We start from the raw sequence: 19,848 nt of genomic DNA on the forward strand, positions 1-19,848 counted from the left end.
GGAGCGGTCTTTAAAGTATTGCTGATATGACACCACGCCGCGCTCTGCGGAAAATTTGTCCGACAGCAGCGACTTGTTATACGATTCATTCTGAATCAGGATACAACATCCACCATTTCTTGATAGTGTTTTTCGTCCAGTTCATTAATCCAATCAAAAATATCAGAAACAACAGAGACACCTTCACCAATCAGGTTTTCAACGAAGTCTTCATTTGTCTCGATAAGGTCATTATGTGAATACTCGTTGATAAACTTCCTTATCTTCTCTTTTCCTTCATCTTCTGGGTTCGCACTGGATGAAACAGCTGTATTGAATAGATTGGAAAAGTTGCCACGATTTTTGGGAAACTTGAAGGATAGGAAGGCTTCCAGTAGTTTACGGGATAGATTTGCTGCAAGAAAGTAATCATCAGTTTCAAGGACTTGCTGGTTCTTCAACGAGTGCAGCCGTGAAAATATGTAGTGATATTCCGAATTATAGAGCGTCAATGCTGGTTCAGCGTCCGCATATGTTGAAGCTCTTGGTCTTTCGTTGTTCGCTTTTACTACATAGAAATTTGCAATATTTTGATTGTCACGCTTGTTCTTTCTTGAGATCCAATCGCGCACCAGTTTGAAGAACGTAAAATTGTGGGTCAGAACAAATAGTTGCTTTGCCTTCTCGCAATTAATTTTCATAAATGAATATGCGTGAAAAAGGTGATTTGAGTCGAAACTTGAAATAGGGTCATCCACAACAACAATTGTATCTTCAATATTATTGTCATTTTCCTTTAGCTTAGTAATAAAGTAAACAAACGCGATAGCCGTCTTTTCACCTTCGCTTAAATTTCCGTCAACTGGGTCAGAATCGTTACGCAGTATTTCATAACCTTTTTTCATCGGACTGAAACGAAGAGTTAACTCGCTACGACCAAGAAACTTGTGAAGTGATTCGTTAAACTTATCAGCCCCTAAGCTCTCATTTGATAGTGAATCTTCAAGACTTTGGATCTCACTAGCGCGGCCATTTATAGCTGCTTTCAATTTATCATTTTCGGCTGTGCGATCAACCACTTCCTTTTTCTTTTCGTGGTAATAGAAAGATTTAACTTCTGTGGTTGCATAGTGTAGTTCAAGCTGCTTCTTGGCTTTGTCTGTTTCTTCTTTGAAGTTTCCCGATTTGTGGTTGTGCTTACCAACAGTTGCGCCAATCGCTGTCATGGCGTCGTTAAAAGCTTTTACCGAAGATTCATTAATGACTTCGATCGTAAGACCAATTTCAAGCGGATTTCTGGTCTTTTCCTTCAGGATGGTGTGCCAAGCAGATATTTCTTCGTTCAGGCTTGTTATAGCCTCCTCCAAAGCTGTACAGGCTTCGCTGTACTCTTTTTTGAACTCTTCGTAAAAGTCGCTTTCTGCTGGCAGTACAGGGGCTTGAATGTATTGATTGGCAAGCCAATCATCAGCTTTTATAAGTCTGTCCTGAAAGGCTTTGTAGTCGTCATTGAAATGAGCTTCAAGTTGTTTGCTCCGTTCTTCGGTAATGGTATTGCCACAAAATTCACACTCATTTTTATCGTGGCGCTTATGAAGATAAAGACCAGTTTCCACCCAAGACTTTATATCACTATTTTCCACAAGTCGTTGAATGGTTTTGCTGACCACACTGGTATTTAAAAGATCATCAAGTCGTTCTTTTGCTTTGATGAAAGTTGCCTGATTAACAGTCTGTTGTGTGAAGGAAACAGGGTTCTTTTGGTCAGGCTTAGCCGCATTTGTTAGCTCGATAATTTTACCTTCATCAAGAAGCGGATCACCTGTCTTCATGGCTTCAAGATTATTGGCAATAAAACCTTCAAACTTACGTTTATCATAATTAAGGTAGTAGCGGTCAGTCGTATCAATGGACTGAAGGCTAGTTTTAATGTGCCTCGCGCTATCAGTTCCAAATTTTGATACGGCGTCCGTAAGCTTCTTAATTTTTTCTGATTTTTTGACATACGCTTCCGAATCTATCTTTTGCTTTTCCTGCAGTTCTTCCAATCTTTTGCGTTCTTCAATCTTCGTTTTGTCTACAAGCAAAATACTTTTGACTATGCTATCCCATGAAATGTTTTCGTCAATGAAGTCTTGATTGAAGGTGTAGACATTAAGGTCTGCTTCGGTGATGTTTGCTTGTGTAATCGCCGTTCCACCATCCACGGTTATCGTAAATTCAGATGAAGGGAACTTAACTGGATTAGCTTTATTTTCGATACAACGAAAAACGGCTGAAAGCGTAGACTTACCGCTTCCGTTCCAACCATAAAATAGGTTGTACTTTCCAAAATCTTTAGCATTAGCGTTTATATGATTCTGAAAGATACCGAACTGCTTTAGTTTTGGAATATTTTTTATTGACATAAAACCCCTGATCTAAAATTCGCGTAGTGTTCAGTAGGCGTATAACGCCGGTAATCAGCCGCGTGGGGCACGAGCGTTGGCTGCATGGATTTGGTAAATCAACGCTTACCCAACTCATTTATGGCATCACGTAGTAACTTAGCCAGAGTGTTGGACGAAACACTATCTTCATCCGAGTTACTATCTTCTGATGGCTGGCCAAAAAATTTGTCAGTCAACGCCGCCTTTATCTCTGTTCTCTTCTCCGCCGGTAAACTCTCAAGGTAAGCATCAATACTTGCTAGCTCCAGCTCAGCACGGCGATTTTTATTCTCCAACGTCCTGTGTCGAGAGGACTCGCGAGCCGCATATGCGGCAGGAATGATTAGGGTAAGTCCCGCACCCAGCCGAAACAGTGCGAGCCATGGATCGAAACCGTCTTTAACTGCAATGAACAGTGTCGCCAGGACGACCCCGACCATACCCAGAAAGCATACGAGCGCAATGCTTCGAAGGCGATCCGCAGCTTGCTTCTCCCGCGTTGCGGCACCTTTGAAGTTACCAGTTAAGCCAATGTTGCCGATGAGGCTCACGATCCGCTCGGCCTCACTTTGTTTTTCAGCAAGCGTCTCCAGATTTTCATCAGCAGCTTCGGATATTGAGGCAATCTTCTCATCTGCTGCCTGCTGAATCCTCTGTAAGTGGGAGTCGAATTGCGAGGAACGCTCTGTCTGCTCCGCCGAAAATTTGGATTCTAGCTCCTGCAGCTTCGAATCCAAGGTCGATTGCAAAGTCTCCAGTACTGCCTTTTGCTCTTGGGACGTTGCATCAAGCTTCTGTAGCTTTGACTCGATTGTCTCAGCTTGGCCCTCGATTTCCCCTGCCTTCTCACGAAGAGACTCAATGATTTCCTCGGCAAGAGACTTAAAGCTGACTGCGTCTTTTGCTTTTATAGATGGTTCAGGCTGTTCAAGTGAAATCACAGTTGCGGCCTGATTTAGCCCAGCGTCAATCTGGTTCGATGCATTCGCTAGATGTGCGGCATTACTATTACTTTGAAATTGATTCACCTCATTGAGGCTAGCTTGGAGAGATTTTTGAATCTGATCTAAGCGAGCCTTTGGAGTCAATAAAGGGCTTGCTATTTCGATTCTTCCGCGAATGAATGCGGTTGCTTGTCGAATTCGATCTAAGTTATCAAGCGCATCATCAGGTAAATCTTTGCTACTCTTTTTCTGCAACGCCGACTCAAGCTGAGAAATCACGTCATGGATACCGTGGTTTTCGAATTGCTCTTCATGAGCCGACATACGCAATTGCCCCTCTCGATGTAACAAGTATTAGACTGCACAGCCTATGATTGGATAAACGTGCTGGCACTTTTTTCCGGCAAATGCAGCCTGCCAGATTCTCCCAAGCCTATGATTTCTTAGGCTGGTAATTTCCATTAGGCCGCATAGCAAAAATTCGCGCTCCTGCTACATTTCCAGGAATGTCCGCTTTGGATCGATAGCCGACCAAAACACCCTATTCAAAACGCGCCCATAAATCCTGACGGCATCTTCGTCGAGCAATACATTCGAGCACCTATCACATAGGCACCCAAGCAGTTGTCGCTTAGCTGGTAGTATCCTGGCTAGCAGCTAAGCGAACGGCTATTTCTTCAACCACCTTAGCACTTGATCGCATGATCCGCTCCACATCACGGGACTTTCTCCCTCAACGCTGCCGCAAAATATTTTGCGCATCCGTGCATCCCAGCCCTGCGGGTTTTAAATGCTTTAGCCGCTGGTACGCGCGTCGCCCATGCGTTTACTGAGAGGTGGCGCTCGCCGCTGATCGACGGCTTTGCATCACTGTGCCAAGATCGTGATGTACCGAATATCTGCAAGAGGAGCGCCAAACCATCATGCCTGAGGATTCCTTCTGGCTGGAGCTGTTGAGCAACCGGCTGGTGAGCTCGGTTGCGCTCGTGGCGATTCTCATAACGCTGCGTATCCTTGCCGTGCGTGTCATTCGCGGGCGCCAAGAGATTCTGTCCGATTACCGGCGTGCGTGGCTGGCCCGCATCCGCAATGTGGCCGTCATCCTGACGCTACTCGGCCTGGCGTTAATCTGGCTGCCTTCCCTGCATGCCTTTGCGCTTTCCATCACCGCTTTCGCCGTGGCCTTGGTTATCGCGACCAAGGAGTTGATTCTGTGTCTTTCGGGCACCGTGCTGCGTATCGTCAACCAGCCGTTCGAGATTGGTGACTGGGTCGAAATCGGCAGCCTGCGTGGTCAGGTTGTCGACGAGACCATGCTGGCGACGACCCTTCAGGAAATTGGGGGCGCAGTGGGCCGTTTTGAATACTCCGGCAAGACCATCGTAGTGCCCAACAGCGTGTTCCTGACCACCCCGGTTCAGAACCAGAACTTCTTCAAGAAATGGGTGTATCTTGACGTCGGCGTGGTGTTAGAGCACGACGTGGATATGCGATCCGAACTGCCGGCTCTTGAAGACGAAGTGGCCTCCCTGCATGCGCCACATTCCGACTTGGCCCAACGCTACAGCGAGGTCATCAGAAAACGCAGCGGCGTCGACATCGCAGATCCGCAACCCCGCGTGACCCTGACGACCACGGACATTGGCAAGCAGCGCATTGGCGTCACGCTTTTCTGCCCCACGCCAAGCGCCTTTGAAATGGAGCGCGCCATCAACGATGCCGTACTGCGCCGCTATTGGCAGCTGCGCACGACAGCGAACGCCTTGAACTCTGCTTATACAAAAACTCCCGGCTTCGTGGCCGGGAGTTGACGATTACCAGGCGTTAAGGTGCCCTCATCCAAACCGATGACTTAAAATTCTTCCCACTCCAGTTCTGCTACTTTTTTGGCGCTGGCAGGCTGGCCAAGTGAAGGGCGCCCCGGATTGCTGGCGATTGCTCTTGCCACCGGCTTGCGAAGCGGAAGGGCTGCAGAGGCCACGCCACCCTGCAGTTTGAAGATAGCCACCGCCGTTTCAAGCTGGGCGGCTTGATCTTCCAGGGAAGCAGCGGCTGTCGAGGCTTCCTGAACCAAGGCGGCGTTTTGTTGCGTTACCTCATCCATCTGTGAAACGGCCTGATTCACCTGTTCGATGCCATCACTTTGCTCTGTGGAGGCAGCCGAAATTTCATCCATGATATCCGCAACGCGCTTAACGGACGCCATGATCTCTTCCATTGTCTTACCGGCCCCTTCCACGAGGGAAGAGCCCTGATGCACCTGGCCTGCCGATGTTTCAATGAGGCCTCTTATCTGCTTGGCGGCATCAGCGCTGCGGCTGGCAAGATTGCGAACTTCCGTGGCAACAACAGCAAAGCCGCGGCCTTGCTCACCCGCACGCGCTGCCTCGACAGACGCATTTAGGGCCAGAATATTGGTCTGAAAGGCAATCGAGTCGATCACACCGATGATGTCGCTGACCTTTCTGGAGCTTTCCGAGATGCTATGCATCGTGTCGACAACTTGACCGACCGCGTCACCACCCCGCGCTGCGGTGGCAGACGCATCGCTCGCTAGCTTGCTGCCCTGACGTGCATTGTCTGAATTTTGCTTCACCGTTGCAGTGAGCTGTTCCATGCTGGCAGCGGTTTCTTCCAGCGACGCGGCTTGCTGCTCCGTGCGTGATGAGAGGTCGGCATTTCCCATTGAAATTTCCCGTGCCCCAATATGAATCGAGCCGCTGCTGTCACGCACGCTCGACACCGTTTGAGAAAGTCCTGACTGCATGTATTGCATTGCCGCGAACAGTTGGCCGATTTCGTTTCGGCCACGATCAGCGATCTTGTGCGATAAATCGCCCTGGGCAATGCGCTCAAAGTGGTGAACGGCTTCCTGAAGAGGGCGAATGACCACGCGCATCATGCCGATTCGCACCAGGACGACACTCAGGATGACCAGCAGCAATGCGCCGATCCCCACGTATGCTGACGTCGTCATGGTTGACTGGTAGCCTGCCATCAGCTCACGGCCCCGTGCTGTGGCATAGTCAATAAAGGCTTCATTGGTTTCGATATAGGCAAGATTGAGCTGGTCGCCTTCGCGCTTGGCCGCTCGATAGGCTCGTTCATCATTGCGCTTAAGTGCTTCATGCTGAGGCATCAGGCCTCGCGAGAGCAATTGAGTAAAAGCGTTCTCGATCGCGTCTGCGTAAGGCTTGCCTGTTTCTGTCTTGGGCACAGACAAAAAGGCATCAAAACGCTGCTGGGCCATCTCAAGGGTCTGCCCTGCCTGGTCAAGATAGCGTTCTGCGAGTGCCTCGTTCCCTTCGTTCAGCGCGTCCAGGTGGTTCAGAAAAAACAGCTGCGTATCGGCAATATTGACCTGCGCTCGATTCAGCATATTCAGCTGCTGAACATTGATGCGGTTAAGCTCATCAATCGAACCAGCGCCCAGCATGCTGGATTTGTAGCCAAGTGCCGCCACGATGAGAATCAAGGTGGTAAACAGGCCTAGCACAACCGTCAAGCTCGCCTTGACGGTTAATTTTTTCAATAGGTTATGCATCTGTGTTCTCTAAGAGAGGGAGTCATTCAACGTGAATGCATCCGGCCACTGGGAAGGTACCTCGAAAAAAGCATATAAAATACTGGTTTTTGCGAAGTTAAAATGGATATCGGCACCAGGGGCATTAAATTGAATTAAAAAAGCTGTCATCCCGTAAATAATGACCTGTATCAATTAATGATGATGCTCGTCATTAGCCCTACGCCGTTACCTGCCTTCGTTTCTTGGCGGTGAACACGTTAAGCTTGACGACAACACCGCTGCTGAGCAACGACCTCAATGATCACGAGCCACTGGATTCTTGGCCCTGGCGCCATTGGCCGCCTGTTGGCCCATTCGCTATCGCCCATAGGTGCGGTCACATTAATTGGCCGCCGGGCGCTGGCTGAGCCGCAATGGCTGACCACGCCAGAAGGCGAGCGGCGAGTTCAGCGTTTAAACGCACTTACCGTTGATCAATTGGCATCTGCCGATCTGCCCACGCCTGGGTTTGTGCATATCACCACCAAGGCAATGGCCGCTGAAGCGGCACTGGAAAGCATTGCTGACTACCTACCCCCCACTACCCCGCTGGTGCTTTGGCAAAACGGTTATTGGGCCCAGCCACGTATTACGCAAGCCTGGCCTGGCCCTGTGCTATGTGCCACCACCACAGAAGGCGCTTATCTCACCGAGGGTGATGAGGTGGTACACGCAGGGCGCGGGCATACGTTTATTGGCGATTTGCACCACCAGCATCGTTCACTGACCGAAGCGCTGGTCCAAACACTGTCAACAACAGGCTTAACGGCGACGGCAGTGAACGATATTCGCGCCCGACTCTGGCAGAAGCTGGCGGTCAACGCGGCGGTCAATCCGCTGGTGGCGCTGCATGGGGTGCGCAACGGCGAATTACGTGGTGCCCAGTATTCGGGCCGCGTGGCATCTGTGATAACTGAAGTGGCGATGATATTGCAGGCAGAGAGCATTCAGTCGCCAAACGCGGGCCAAGGCGACGCCGCGTGGCGGGCGCTGGTCTGGCAGGTCGTGGACAATACCGCGGGCAACAAGGCCTCGATGCTTCAGGATGTTGAAGCCCAGCGCCCCACCGAGCGCGGGGCGATCTTGGGGCCGTTAATCGAAAGTGCAAAGCACCATGGACTGCCATGTGAGGTGCTGCAAGCGCTTGATGCCGAGCTAGCGGCGTTGGAGGCCAGTTACCTGAGCCCTCACTAAGTACAAAATCCTAGGCCAGCACCGGATACAGCGAGCCCACCAGCAACACCGCCATGGTGATATTGAACGCCCGGTTGCGCTTGGGGCTGGTCAGCCACTGGCGCACCACCAGACCCAGCCAGGCCCAGATCGAAATCGCGGGGAAGCTGACCATGGCAAATACACAGGCCACCATCACCACGGAAAGCAGGGTTCTGTCCGGCGCGTAGAGGGTGATCGCCGAAAGGCACATTGCCCAGGCTTTGGGGTTCACCCACTGAAAGGCAGCCGCCTGCAGGAACGTCATGGGCGTGCCCTTTTCATCGGATGCCTTGAGCGGCGCGGCGTTGGCGATCTTCCAGGCCAGCCAAAGCAGGTAGGCAATCGATACCGCCTGCAGCACCTTGCTCAGCAGCGGATAGGCGTCGAAAAGCGACATGAGTCCGCCCCCGACTACCAGCACCATCACGCTGACGCCCACCATAATACCGAGCATATGCGGCAGGGTTTTCCTGAAGCCAAAGTTCGCGCCTGAAGCCATCAGCATCAAATTGTTGGGCCCTGGGGTCACAGTGGTGACAAACGCAAAGGCCGTTAAGGCAGCCAATACCGATATGCTCATTCTCGCTGTCTCTTTTGGGTGAGTGTGCGTAGAATTTTACGTGCTCGAATGCGCAATTTGGTGCCTAATATCCATTTACACGATCGCTTTTCGCAAGAAAATATGAAAATAGATACCGTTGACAGAAAAATATTGCACGAACTCAAGCGTGATGGAAACCTCAGCAACGTTGAACTTGCCAAGCGCGTTAATCTGTCTGCCTCGGCATGCCTGCGCCGGGTCCAGGAGCTCGAGAAAAACGAGGTCATCCTCGGGTATCGGGTAGTCACGGCGCCAGAGGCGATGGGGCGAGGCTTTGTGGCGTATGTCACGGTGGGGTTGGCAATACATACCAAGGCGGCTCAGGAGGGTTTTGAGCGGGCGATGGCCGTGGCCAATGAAGTGGCGGAATGCCATAACATCGCCGGTCCGTTTGAGTACCTGCTGCGCGTCGAAACCCGGGACCTCGCCAGCTACAAGCGCTTTCACACCGAGGTGCTGGGCACCCAGCCTCATGTCAGCGCCATTTCTACCCTGATTGTGATGGGCTCGCCCAAGGACGAGCGCGGCTAGGGTCTGCCGACGAGCCCATCACGGTTGCTTACACGTTAGGCGTTACCGTCTTGGTCTTGATAGAACCGCATCAGGCTCGAGAAGTCGAGCTTGCCGTTACCCCCCGCTTTATGAAAGGTAAACAGTGAGCGGGCGGCGGAGCCCATGGGCACCGGCGAGGCGCTTAGCTGGCTGACGTCCATCGCCAGGCCCAGATCCTTGATCATCAAGTCCACCTGGAAACCGCCCTGATAGTCTTTCGACGCGGGCGCATTTTCCATTACGCCCGGGTAGGGGTTATAGCCATTGAGCGCCCAGTTGCCACCGGAGCTTTGCTTCATGATTTCCGACAGCACCGCGGGGTCCAGGCCGTTTTTGACACCCATGTTGATCGCTTCACAGGTACCCGCCATCAGAATCGACAGCAGCATGTTGTTGCACACCTTGGCAATCTGCCCGGCACCGTGATCCCCGGCGTGGAAGATATTTTTACCCATGGCGTCCAACACCGGCTTGGCCTGCTCGAATTGAGCCTCACTGCCGCCCACGATAAACGTCAGCGTTCCCGCCTGGGCGCCGCCCACACCGCCGGACACCGGCGCATCGACAAAGCCAATCCCCTTCTTCTGACCCAACGCCGCCACGTCTCGGGCGGTATCGGCATCGATCGTTGAACAGTCGATCACCAGCGCGCTGGGCTTGATGAGATCAAACAGCGGCGCATCGCCTTCCGCGTAAAGGCCCATGACATGCTTGCCCGCGGGCAGCATCGAGATCACAAAGTCAGCCTCAGCGACGGCCTCCTGGGCGGAGCTTGCCACTTCGCAGCCCTGGGATTTGGCGGTTTCCAGCGCGCTTGCCGAAAGATCGAAAGCGCGCACCTGAAAACCTGCCTTGACCAGGTTGGCGGCCATGGGGCCGCCCATATTGCCTAAACCGATAAATGCGACGGTGCTCATGGAATTTGTCCTTGTTGTAGGTTGTCAGTCGTAAACCAAACGTTGTAAAACGTCAGCGAAGATCGTGGAGCGGATTCGTTGCCCACGGGGGCGTTAGCAGCTCATCGATGAACGACGCTTCAACCGAGGCCACATCGGGGTAGGTCCAGTCAGGTTCACCATCTTTATCCACCAGCAGGGCACGCACGCCTTCCGGGAACTCACGGTGACGGCAACACTGCACCGAAAGCGCCAGCTCCGACTGAAACACCTCGGCAAGCGACATGTACTTGGCCCGCTTGAGCTGTTCATCGATCAGCGTGATGGACACGGGGCTGCCGTGGGCCAGCGTGTTTTGGGCTTTGCTAAACCACTTGTCGTCGCTTTTGACGTCCGCAATAGCGGCAACAATTTGTTCAGCGGTGTCGTGATCCATCAGCTCGCGGATCAGCGGGGAGAATTTATAAACCGGGGCTTCCAGCTCTTCGAACACCGGCTGCGACGCTTGCTCCAGCTCGCGCAGAATACGGTTGACGACACCATGGGTATCCGTTTTCTCCCCTTCGCCCCATGGGGCTTGGGTCAGTTTTTTGGCCAGTGTGTCGCGCTCGTGGCTGGCGATGGCTCGGTCGGCCAGGCCCAGGTGGACGGCGTCCGGCGCGTTGATCTGGCTGCCCGTCATGGCCAGAAAGCGCCCCGTGCCGTTGGGCAGGCGGTTCAGGAACCAGCTTGCGCCCACATCCGGGTATAGGCCGATGGTGACTTCCGGCATCGCCAGGCGCGAGGTTTCTGTCACCACCCGATGGCTGCTGCCGCTTAGCAGCCCCATACCGCCGCCCATGACAATGCCATTGCCCCAGCAAATCACCGGCTTTGGGTAGGTATGCAGCGCGTAGTCCAGACGATACTCATGATGGAAAAAGCGCTCCGGAAAATCGGGATCGCCCTCACCTTTAATCGCCTTGTAGAGGCTGACCACATCACCACCGGCGCAGAAGGCTTTTTCCCCTGCGCTGTCGAGTAGCACGGCGACCACACGCTCGTCGTCCTGCCAGTCGGCCAGGCGCGGCAGTATTTCCTCGATCATTTCCAGGGTCAGGGCATTTAGCGAACGCTCGGCATTGAGGGTAATTTCCGCAATGACGTGGCCGTCCTGGGTGGGGTGTTCGGTAAACAGTACGCTACTCATCTCACTTTCCTTATTCGGGCCGGTGACCACAACATTTACCAGAATCGTGCTATCGGTGTCTGGTCATTCAATACGGCTAAGCTCGGCATGGCTAAAGCTCGGCGGCACCCTCTGCCAGTACCCGGCGAGAAATGATCAGGCGCATGATTTCATTGGTGCCTTCCAGAATACGATGGACACGGGTATCACGCACAAAGCGTTCCATGGGGTACTCCTTGATATAGCCGTTGCCGCCGTATAGCTGAAGCGCTTCGTCACATACCTTGAAGCCTACATCGGTGGCGAAGCGTTTGGCCATGGCGCAGTAGGTAAGCGCATCCGCGTCGCCCGCGTCCAGCTTGGTGGCGGCCAGGCGCACCAACTGCCGCGCGGCGACCAGCTCGGTCACCATATCGGCCAGGCGGAACTGGAGCGCCTGGAAGTCCGCGAGGCGCTTGCCGAACTGTTTGCGTTCCAGCATATAGGCCCGGGCTTCGTTGATGGCCTGCTGAGCAGTACCAATCGAGCAGGTGGCAATATTGATTCGCCCGCCATCCAGGCCTTTCATGGCGATCTTGAAGCCGTCACCTTCGTTGCCAAGCATCTGATGGGCAGGCACCCGCACGTCTTCGAACGTGATCGTGCGGGTCGGCTGGCTGTTCCAGCCCATTTTGGCTTCCTTACGGCCGTAGCTGATGCCGTCTGACTTGGCATCCACCGCGAAAGCGGAAACGCCCGCTGCGCCCTCTCCGCCCGTGCGCGCCATCACTACCAGCACGTCGGTACTGCCCGCGCCGGAGATGAACATTTTGCTGCCGTTGAGCAGGAAGTCGTCGCCGTCGCGCTTGGCAGTGGTTTTGAGTGAGGCAGCGTCAGAGCCCGCGTTGGGCTCGGTCAGGCAGTAAGACCCCAACAGCTCGCCGGTGGCCAGCTTTTCGCCCCACTGTTCAATCACCTCAGGCGTGCCGAAATCGGCCAGCATCCAGGTGACCATGTTATGGATCGTGAGATACGCCGTGGTAGAGGTGCAGCCCATGGAAAGCTGCTCGAAAATGATGCTGGCATCCAGCCGTGAAAGCCCCAGCCCACCGACGCTTTCCGGCGCATAGAGCGAGCAGAACCCCAACTCACCCGCCTTACGAATCACCTCAACGGGGAATATAGCCTCTTGGTCCCATTCCGCCGCATGGGGAGCCAGCTCATTTTGGGCGAAGGCACGCGCCATATCGGCAAACGCAACCTGGTCTTCACTCAGCTCGAAATTCATGGCGACTCTCCGCTGAAAGCCGACCCCTGACATCAAGGTCTCAAGGGGGCGCTTTCGTTATTGTGATTGTGTGCTTCAAGCGTGGATGACGAAAAGCCAAACACGCTAATTGACGTTTACGTTAACTTATATTTTAACCCTGCCATAAGCAACCATCCTCCCCCTCGACCTTTGGTGTAGATGGCTGCCTGACAAAAAAGGGTGCCGAATGGCACCCAACAACGGACAGACGCGAACCCGCTTTGTCGATAAAACAGCGGTATTTACTTGAAGTTTTTGCGGTACATTTTGCCAAGCTCCCCCACGATGCCGCTGCGAAAACTCAGCACACAGACCACGAAAATCAGCCCCAGAATAACGCTGACCCAATTACCCAAAGGCGATTGCGCAAGAATATGCTGAAGACTGATCACCAGGCTTGCCCCCATGACCGGGCCGAGCAATGTGCCAACCCCGCCGAGCAGGGTCATCAGAATCACCTCGCCCGACATATGCCAGTGGGCATCGGTCAGCGATGCGAGCTGGAACACCACGGTTTTGGTGGAGCCCGCAAGCCCCGCGATCGCGGCGGACAGCACAAAGGCGAGTAGTTTGTAGGCATCAACGTTATAGCCCAGCGAAACCGCCCGGGGTTCGTTTTCGCGAATCGCTTTTAATACCTGCCCGAATGGCGAATGCACTGCGCGCTGAATCAACGCAAAACCAAACAGGAAGATCACAAACACGAAATAGTACATGGCGATATTATTGCTCAGGTCGATAAAGCCCAGCAGCTCGCCGCGCGGCACGCCGTGAAGGCCATCTTCCCCGCCGGTAAAGGGCGCCTGGATGTAAACGAAGAACATCAGTTGCGCCAGCGCCAAGGTCACCATGGCAAAGTAGATCCCCTGGCGGCGGATCGACAGCACGCCGAACAGTATTCCCAACAGCGTCGCTGAAAATGTGCCTGCGATAATACCCACCTCTGGCGTGAGTCCAGGGTAGCTGGCCAACAGATAACCGGTGACGTAACCGCCGCTCGCCAGAAAGGCCGCATGCCCAAACGAAAGCAGCCCCGCGTAGCCAAGTAGCAGATTGAATGCACAGGCAAACAGTGCAAAACAGAGAATTTTCATCAAGAAGACAGGATAGGCCAGAAACGGGGCGACCAACCCTACCGCGATCAGCGCGAGATAGAACATGGTGCGGCGCTGCTTGGCCCGACGCTGCCGCTCGACGACCATCGACGGCGCGGCTATGGCTTCGTGTTGAGATTGCGTCATGGTTTACGCCTCCTTACCGAACAGCCCTGAGGGGCGTAATAACAGAACCAGAATCATCACCAGAAAGATCACCGTATTGGCTGCCTCGGGGTAATAAACTTTTGTTAGCCCTTCGATGATTCCCATCGACAACCCGGTGATAATCGCCCCCAGAATCGACCCCATTCCGCCGATCACCACCACGGCAAACACCACGATCAGCAGGCTGGAGCCCATGGTCGGCGATACCGGATACAACGGCGCCGCCAGCACACCGGCAAAGGCAGCCAGACCAACGCCAAAGCCATAGGTCAAGGTAATCAGCAAGGGCACGTTAACGCCAAACGCCTGCATCAGCTGGGAGTTTTCTGTCCCCGCGCGAAGATAGGCCCCCAGCCGGGTCCGCTCGATCATGAACCAGGTGAACAGGCACATCGCCAGGGCCGCCACCAGCACCCAACCCCGATACACGGGCAGGAACATGAAGCCCAGGTTCATACCGCCCTGTAGCGCTTCAGGGGCGGTATAGCGCGCGCCTGAAACGCCGAAAATATTGACCAGCGTGCCCTCGAATATCAGCGCCAGACCAAAGGTCAGCAATAGGCCGTACAAATGGTCCAGGTGAGCAATACGACGAAGCAAAAAGCGCTCCATCAACATACCGAAAGCACCCACAACAAGCGGCACCAACACAAGCGCCAGCCAATAATTGATACCTAAATAGCGAAAGCCTAGAAGCGCGGCAAAAGCGCCCAGCATGTATTGCGCTCCGTGGGCAAAGTTGACGATCTTCAACAGACCGAAGATGACCGCCAGACCCAGGCTGAGCAGTGCGTAAAAAGCACCGTTCACAAGGCCCAGTGTCAACTGCCCCAGGAACACTGCCAATGGCACGCCGAATATCATCGTCATGGTACGACTCTCCCCGCCATCAAGCGGGTAGCAGCCAACGACTGCTACCCGAAGATGGATGCTTGTTTATTACGTCTGGGCTGATTAGTTCTGCACCAGTTCGCACTGGCTCTCAGACAGCGGACGGTAAGCTTCTTCGGCGGGAATGGTGCTGAGGATTTCGTAAAGATCCCATTCACCGGTGGATTCCTCAGGGGTTTTCACCTGGGCAAGGTACATATCATGAATCATGCGACCGTCTTCCCGGATACGGCCGTTGCGAGCGAAGAAATCATCGATCGGCATCTCCGCCATTTGCGCGCGAACGGTTTCAGGGTCGTCGGTGCCAGCGGCTTCAACGGCTTTGAGGTAATGCATGGTGCTTGAGTAGATACCTGCCTGCACCATGGTCGGCATGCGCTCTTCTTCTGCGTAGTAACGCTCCGCCCATTCGCGTGACTGATCGTCCATATCCCAATACCAGCCAGTTGTCAGCAGCAGGTTCTGGGTGGCTTCCAGGCCAAGCGCGTGCACATCGTTAAGGAAAATCAGCAGGCCTGCCAACTGCTGCCCAGATTGCGTCAGGCCAAACTGGCTCGCCGTGGTGATGGCATTGACCGTATCAGAGCCCGCATTGGCCAGCCCCACAATCTTGGCACCTGAACCCTGGGCCTGAAGGATATAAGATGAGAAGTCGTTGGTCGGAAACGGGTGCCGAACACCACCCACAATTTCACCGCCATTCGCCTCCACCACGCTGGTCACATCGGCTTCCAACGCATGACCGAAGGCATAATCCGCCGTCAACATGAACCAGCTGTCACCGCCCTGATCCACCACCGCTTTAGCGGTACCGTTGGCGAGCGGGTAAGTGTCGTATACCCAATGAATGTGATTAGGCGTGCAGTGCTCGTTGGTGATACTCGACGCCGCAGAGCCAGACACAATCGCCAGGCCATCGTTTTCTTCGATCACATTGCTGACGGCGATCGACACCGATGACGCCACCAGGCCGCCAACCATGTCGACGTTGTCCTCGTCGATCCAGCCGCGCACGGTATTGGCGCCGACGTCAGCACTGTTGCGATCATCAGCACTGGAAATAACGATGGGCGCGCCGTTGACGCTGCCGCCAAAGTCCTCAACCGCCATTTCCATGGCGGTCAAGCCACCAGGGCCAGCAAGATCACGATAGGTACCCGACATATCGGCCAAATAGCCAATACGAACTTCGTCGTCACTCATTTGCGCCTGGGCATTCGAGGCCATCAGACTGGTAGCTGCCGCCGCGGCAACACAGCAGGCTAGCGTTTTCTTGTTAAATGTCATGCTATTCTCCTGACTCTAGAGAGCCTTTGTTGTTGTGGTACAGGCGAAGTATCAAGTGTGCTTGGTCAATCACGGGTTGTGAGATAAAGCTAGAAAGCCGTGTCGGGTTATACCCCCAGCATTGAATTGAGGTGCTCACGGCGCGATGGCAGTTCGGCGGCGCTGATTTCCTCGACGATCTGCCCGTGCTCCATCACGAAGTGGCGATCCGCCAGCGGTGCGGCAAATCGAAAGTTTTGTTCCACCAGCACAATGGTCATGCCTCGCGCCTTGAGCTGTTCCAGTACCTCGCCGAGCTTTTGCACAATCACCGGCGCGAGGCCTTCGGTGATTTCATCCAGCAACAGCATGCGCGCACCCGTGCGCAAAATACGCGCCATTGCCAGCATCTGCTGTTCACCGCCGGAAAGCCGGGTACCCTGGCTTCTACGCCGCTCGTAGAGGTTAGGAAACATGGTGTAAATTTCATCGAGACTCATGCCGTCTGAACGAACAGTAGGCGGCAATAAAAGGTTCTCATGGACATCAAGGCTGGCAAAAATGCCACGCTCTTCCGGGCAGTAACCAATCCCTAAGCGCGGAATATGGTGCGGCTTCATGTGCAGCGTTTCATTGCCGTTGATGACGATCGATCCGGAACGCCGCCCCACCATGTTCATGATGGCTTTCAGGGTAGTGCTTCGCCCGGCGCCGTTGCGGCCCAGCAAGGTCACCAGCTCACCGCGCTTTACGTCGAAATCGATCCCGTGGAGGATATGCGACTCGCCATAAAAGGCATGCAAATCCTGTACGCGCAGCATTTCCAGGCCCTGAACATTATCGCCAGGTGCCTGGTCGATAGGTGCCTGCGCTTCAACGGTATTCATACGGCAGCTCCTTCCTCTTCGGCGGCGTCGCTGCCCATATAGGCTTCGCGCACTAGCGGGTTACGGGACACATTGTCGTAATCGCCCTCGGCCAACACGGCACCACGCGCCAGAACGGTAATACGATCGCAGAGGCGGCTCACCACGCTCAGATTATGCTCCACCATCAAGACCGTACGGCCTTTCGATACCCGCTTGATCAACGCCACGATGCGGTCGACGTCTTCTGCGCCCATGCCTTGTGTGGGTTCATCCAGCAGCATCATGGTCGGATCAAGCGCCAGCGTAGTAGCGACTTCCAATGCCCGCTTGCGCCCGTAGGGCATCTCAACGGTTAGCGTATCGGCATACTCGCCAAGCCCCACTTCTTCCAGTAATTCAAGGGCACGCTCATTGAGGTGATCCAGGGATTTCTCTGACTTCCAGAAGTGGAACGAGGTACCCAACTTACGCTGGAGCGCCACCCGCACGTTTTCCAGCGCGGTCATATGGGCAAATACGGCTGAAATCTGGAAGGAGCGCACCATACCCAGTCGCGCGATCTCATTGGATTTCATCGAGGTAATGGCGTTACCCCGATAGAGAATCTCCCCGCGCGTAGGGGGTAGAAACTTGGTCAGCAGATTGAACACCGTGGTTTTGCCAGCGCCATTAGGCCCTATCAAGGCGTGGATATGCCCTTCCTGTACCTGGAGATTGACATCGTCCACCGCTGTAAAACCGCGAAACTCTTTGGTCAGCCCGCGCGTTTCGAGAACGGGCACTTTCCGAACATCGTCTGCACACATGAAGTGGTAAGCCTCTTGTTGTTCTTGTGCTGACTTAGAACCCTCTGACGCACGATGACATGTTGATGCATGCCTCATGTTCCAGTGACTTCTTTACACCAGCCTGTACTTACTAGAAGCAAAATTCGTTAGCTGGCAACATATTCTTACCTTAACGTAAGGTGTAGGTGCAAACTAGCAACCTCTGTCAGGTAATTACAATTACAACTTTGGTCTACGCAAGGGAAAGATACTGACCTTGTTTTGTAAAAAAGACTTCTTATTCAGAAGATTGGCAACGTCTATCAGCAAAACAAAGAAAACAAGATATGCTTTACGTTAACGTAAACTTGTTTTAGCCTCACTGGCAGTGTTCCATAGAAGGTATGCCTTAAGAATGATTCTTGGGAACAATGCCCTTTTGAGAGAACGTCACCATGAGCAAAACCTACTCGATCAGCGAATTGGCCAACGAATTTGATTTGACCACCCGCAGCATCCGTTTCTACGAAGACCAAGAGTTGCTTCACCCCACCCGCCGCGGGCAAACCCGCGTGTACAGCAGTAAGGATCGGGTGCGACTCAAGCTGACCATTCGTGGTAAGCGACTGGGGTTTTCACTCGCCGAAATTCGCGAGCTTTTCGAGCTCTGGGACGAGACCCGCAGCGGCAGTAAAAAACAGCTGAATTTAATGCTCAGCAAGATAGCCGAGCGCCGCTCTGCACTGGACCAGCAGATGAAAGATATCACCATGGTCCAGCTTGAGCTCGAAAGCGCAGAAATTCGCTGCCGTCAGGCGCTGGAGGAACTGAATCAAAAACAACGCGAAGAAGAGCAGACGGAACCCGATACAACATCGCCATCTTCATCCGCGACTACGCATTGAATAGATAACGGCTCTACATACCCCCAGCGCGCTTACCAACACAATGAACAACAGGTGATTGACCATGTTTTCACACTACTCAGAACTCAATTTTGGCCTGGATGCCGAGCTGAATATGCTGCGCGAGCAGGTCAACGCCTTCGCTGCAAGCGAGATTGCCCCACGCGCTGCCGAAATCGACCAGAGCAATGAATTTCCCAACGACCTATGGAAGAAGTTCGGCGATATGGGCTTATTGGGTATTACCGTTTCTGAAGAAGATGGTGGCAGCGGTATGGGCTATCTCGCCCACTGTATCGCCATGGAAGAGATTTCGCGGGCCAGCGCCTCGGTGGCGCTCTCCTACGGCGCCCACTCCAACCTGTGCGTCAATCAGATCAAGATCAACGCCACCGCCGAACAGAAAGCCAAGTACCTGCCCAAACTGATCAGCGGTGACCATGTGGGTGCCCTGGCCATGTCGGAACCCGGCGCCGGTTCCGATGTGGTCTCCATGCAGCTGCGTGCTAAACGCGATGGCGACCACTACATCCTTAACGGCAACAAGATGTGGATCACCAATGGCCCGGACGCGGATGTGCTGGTGGTCTACGCCAAGACCGACCCGGACGCCGGTTCCAAAGGCATTACCGCCTTTATTATCGAAAAAGGCATGCCCGGTTTCTCGACCGCCCAGAAGCTCGACAAGCTGGGCATGCGCGGCTCCAACACCTGCGAACTGGTGTTCCAGGACTGCGCCGTGCCCGCCGAGAATATTCTGGGGGATGAGGGCAAAGGCGTTCGCGTACTGATGAGCGGCCTGGATTACGAGCGCACCGTGCTCGCGGCCGGCCCCATCGGCATCATGCAGGCCGCCATGGACGTGGTGCTGCCCTATATCCACGAGCGCAAGCAGTTCAACCAGTCGATTGGCGAATTCCAACTGGTGCAGGGCAAGGTAGCGGATATGTACACCACCCTGAACGCCTGCCGGGCCTATCTGTATGCCGTGGCGGGTGCCTGCGACCGCGGCCAGACCTCCCGCAAAGACGCTGCCGGGGTGATTCTCTACTGCGCGGAAAAAGCCACCCAGGTAGCGCTTGATGCGATTCAGCTACTCGGCGGCAACGGCTATATCAACGAGTACCCCACTGGCCGCCTGCTGCGCGACGCCAAGCTTTACGAAATTGGCGCGGGCACCAGCGAGATTCGGCGGATGCTGATTGGTCGGGAACTCTTCACTGAAACCCTTTAATTAACATCAGCAGGGCC

The 19,848-nt window shown here is 54.0% G+C and carries 17 protein-coding genes; 5 read left to right on the forward strand and 12 right to left on the reverse strand.

The features are described from left to right. Positions 1-95 precede the first annotated feature (95 nt). Entirely contained in the window at positions 96-2,387 is a 2,292-nt protein-coding gene (locus tag B7L15_RS09595; RefSeq protein WP_085918752.1) for an AAA family ATPase, read from the reverse strand. Positions 2,388-2,485: 98 nt separating this feature from the next. Continuing rightward, positions 2,486-3,676, reverse strand: coding sequence for a hypothetical protein (locus B7L15_RS09600; protein ID WP_085918753.1), 1,191 nt, complete (start codon positions 3,674-3,676; stop codon positions 2,486-2,488). Between the two features lie 599 nt (positions 3,677-4,275). Here B7L15_RS09600 and B7L15_RS09605 point away from each other — a divergent pair. Further along, positions 4,276-5,163: a mechanosensitive ion channel family protein gene (locus tag B7L15_RS09605; RefSeq protein WP_085918754.1), complete on the forward strand. Its 888-nt coding sequence runs from the start codon at positions 4,276-4,278 to the stop codon at positions 5,161-5,163. A 41-nt stretch (positions 5,164-5,204) separates the two neighbouring features. Here the strand turns inward: B7L15_RS09605 and B7L15_RS19940 are convergent, their stop codons facing one another. Then, positions 5,205-6,896 carry a methyl-accepting chemotaxis protein gene (locus tag B7L15_RS19940; protein WP_085918755.1) on the reverse strand — a complete coding sequence of 564 codons (1,692 nt, stop codon included), beginning with the start codon at positions 6,894-6,896 and terminating at the stop codon, positions 5,205-5,207. 279 nt (positions 6,897-7,175) lie between these two features. On the opposite strand from B7L15_RS19940, the gene B7L15_RS09615 reads away from it, so the two are divergent. After that, a complete protein-coding gene (locus B7L15_RS09615) occupies positions 7,176-8,111 on the forward strand; it encodes a ketopantoate reductase family protein (protein WP_085918756.1) in 936 nt (311 codons plus the stop codon). 10 nt (positions 8,112-8,121) lie between these two features. On the opposite strand, the gene B7L15_RS09620 is transcribed toward B7L15_RS09615, so the two are convergent. After that, positions 8,122-8,712, reverse strand: a complete 591-nt coding sequence (locus B7L15_RS09620) for a LysE family translocator (RefSeq protein ID WP_085918757.1) — start codon at positions 8,710-8,712, stop codon at positions 8,122-8,124. Positions 8,713-8,814: 102 nt separating this feature from the next. Here B7L15_RS09620 and B7L15_RS09625 point away from each other — a divergent pair, with 102 nt between their 5' ends. Beyond that, positions 8,815-9,264: an Lrp/AsnC family transcriptional regulator gene (locus B7L15_RS09625; RefSeq protein WP_085918815.1), complete on the forward strand. Its 450-nt coding sequence runs from the start codon at positions 8,815-8,817 to the stop codon at positions 9,262-9,264. A gap of 35 nt (positions 9,265-9,299) precedes the next feature. Here B7L15_RS09625 and mmsB read toward each other — a convergent pair whose 3' ends face one another. The 8 genes from mmsB to B7L15_RS09665 form a co-directional block, all read right to left on the reverse strand. Next, complete coding sequence (mmsB, locus tag B7L15_RS09630; RefSeq protein WP_085918758.1) at positions 9,300-10,202, reverse strand: 3-hydroxyisobutyrate dehydrogenase; 903 nt, start codon at positions 10,200-10,202, stop codon at positions 9,300-9,302. Between the two features lie 52 nt (positions 10,203-10,254). Next, a complete protein-coding gene (locus tag B7L15_RS09635; protein ID WP_085918759.1) occupies positions 10,255-11,370 on the reverse strand; it encodes an enoyl-CoA hydratase/isomerase family protein in 1,116 nt (371 codons plus the stop codon). A 91-nt stretch (positions 11,371-11,461) separates the two neighbouring features. After that, positions 11,462-12,616, reverse strand: coding sequence for an acyl-CoA dehydrogenase family protein (locus tag B7L15_RS09640; RefSeq protein WP_085918760.1), 1,155 nt, complete (start codon positions 12,614-12,616; stop codon positions 11,462-11,464). A 263-nt stretch (positions 12,617-12,879) separates the two neighbouring features. After that, positions 12,880-13,878 (reverse strand): branched-chain amino acid ABC transporter permease, encoded by a 999-nt coding sequence (locus B7L15_RS09645; protein WP_085918761.1) that lies wholly within the window; start codon positions 13,876-13,878, stop codon positions 12,880-12,882. Positions 13,879-13,881: 3 nt separating this feature from the next. Further along, positions 13,882-14,769: a branched-chain amino acid ABC transporter permease gene (locus B7L15_RS09650; protein WP_066320111.1), complete on the reverse strand. Its 888-nt coding sequence runs from the start codon at positions 14,767-14,769 to the stop codon at positions 13,882-13,884. A gap of 84 nt (positions 14,770-14,853) precedes the next feature. Then, positions 14,854-16,077, reverse strand: coding sequence for an ABC transporter substrate-binding protein (locus B7L15_RS09655; protein WP_066320109.1), 1,224 nt, complete (start codon positions 16,075-16,077; stop codon positions 14,854-14,856). A 107-nt stretch (positions 16,078-16,184) separates the two neighbouring features. After that, positions 16,185-16,943 carry an ABC transporter ATP-binding protein gene (locus B7L15_RS09660; RefSeq protein ID WP_217808014.1) on the reverse strand — a complete coding sequence of 253 codons (759 nt, stop codon included), beginning with the start codon at positions 16,941-16,943 and terminating at the stop codon, positions 16,185-16,187. Beyond that, positions 16,940-17,731, reverse strand: a complete 792-nt coding sequence (locus B7L15_RS09665) for an ABC transporter ATP-binding protein (RefSeq protein ID WP_085918762.1) — start codon at positions 17,729-17,731, stop codon at positions 16,940-16,942. Before B7L15_RS09665 ends, B7L15_RS09660 begins: the two co-directional genes overlap by 4 nt. 416 nt (positions 17,732-18,147) lie before the next feature. Here B7L15_RS09665 and B7L15_RS09670 point away from each other — a divergent pair, with 416 nt between their 5' ends. Together B7L15_RS09670 and B7L15_RS09675 are read left to right on the forward strand one after the other, a co-directional pair. After that, positions 18,148-18,597, forward strand: coding sequence for a MerR family transcriptional regulator (locus B7L15_RS09670; RefSeq protein WP_085918763.1), 450 nt, complete (start codon positions 18,148-18,150; stop codon positions 18,595-18,597). Positions 18,598-18,661: 64 nt separating this feature from the next. Next, the gene (locus B7L15_RS09675; RefSeq protein WP_085918764.1) at positions 18,662-19,831 is read left to right on the forward strand and encodes an isovaleryl-CoA dehydrogenase; all 1,170 of its coding nucleotides are present in this window, start codon (positions 18,662-18,664) and stop codon (positions 19,829-19,831) included. The last annotated feature ends 17 nt before the right edge of the window (positions 19,832-19,848 follow it).

The organism is Halomonas sp. CSM-2 (genome assembly GCF_002119345.1).
Classification (GTDB): domain Bacteria; phylum Pseudomonadota; class Gammaproteobacteria; order Pseudomonadales; family Halomonadaceae; genus Vreelandella; species Vreelandella janggokensis.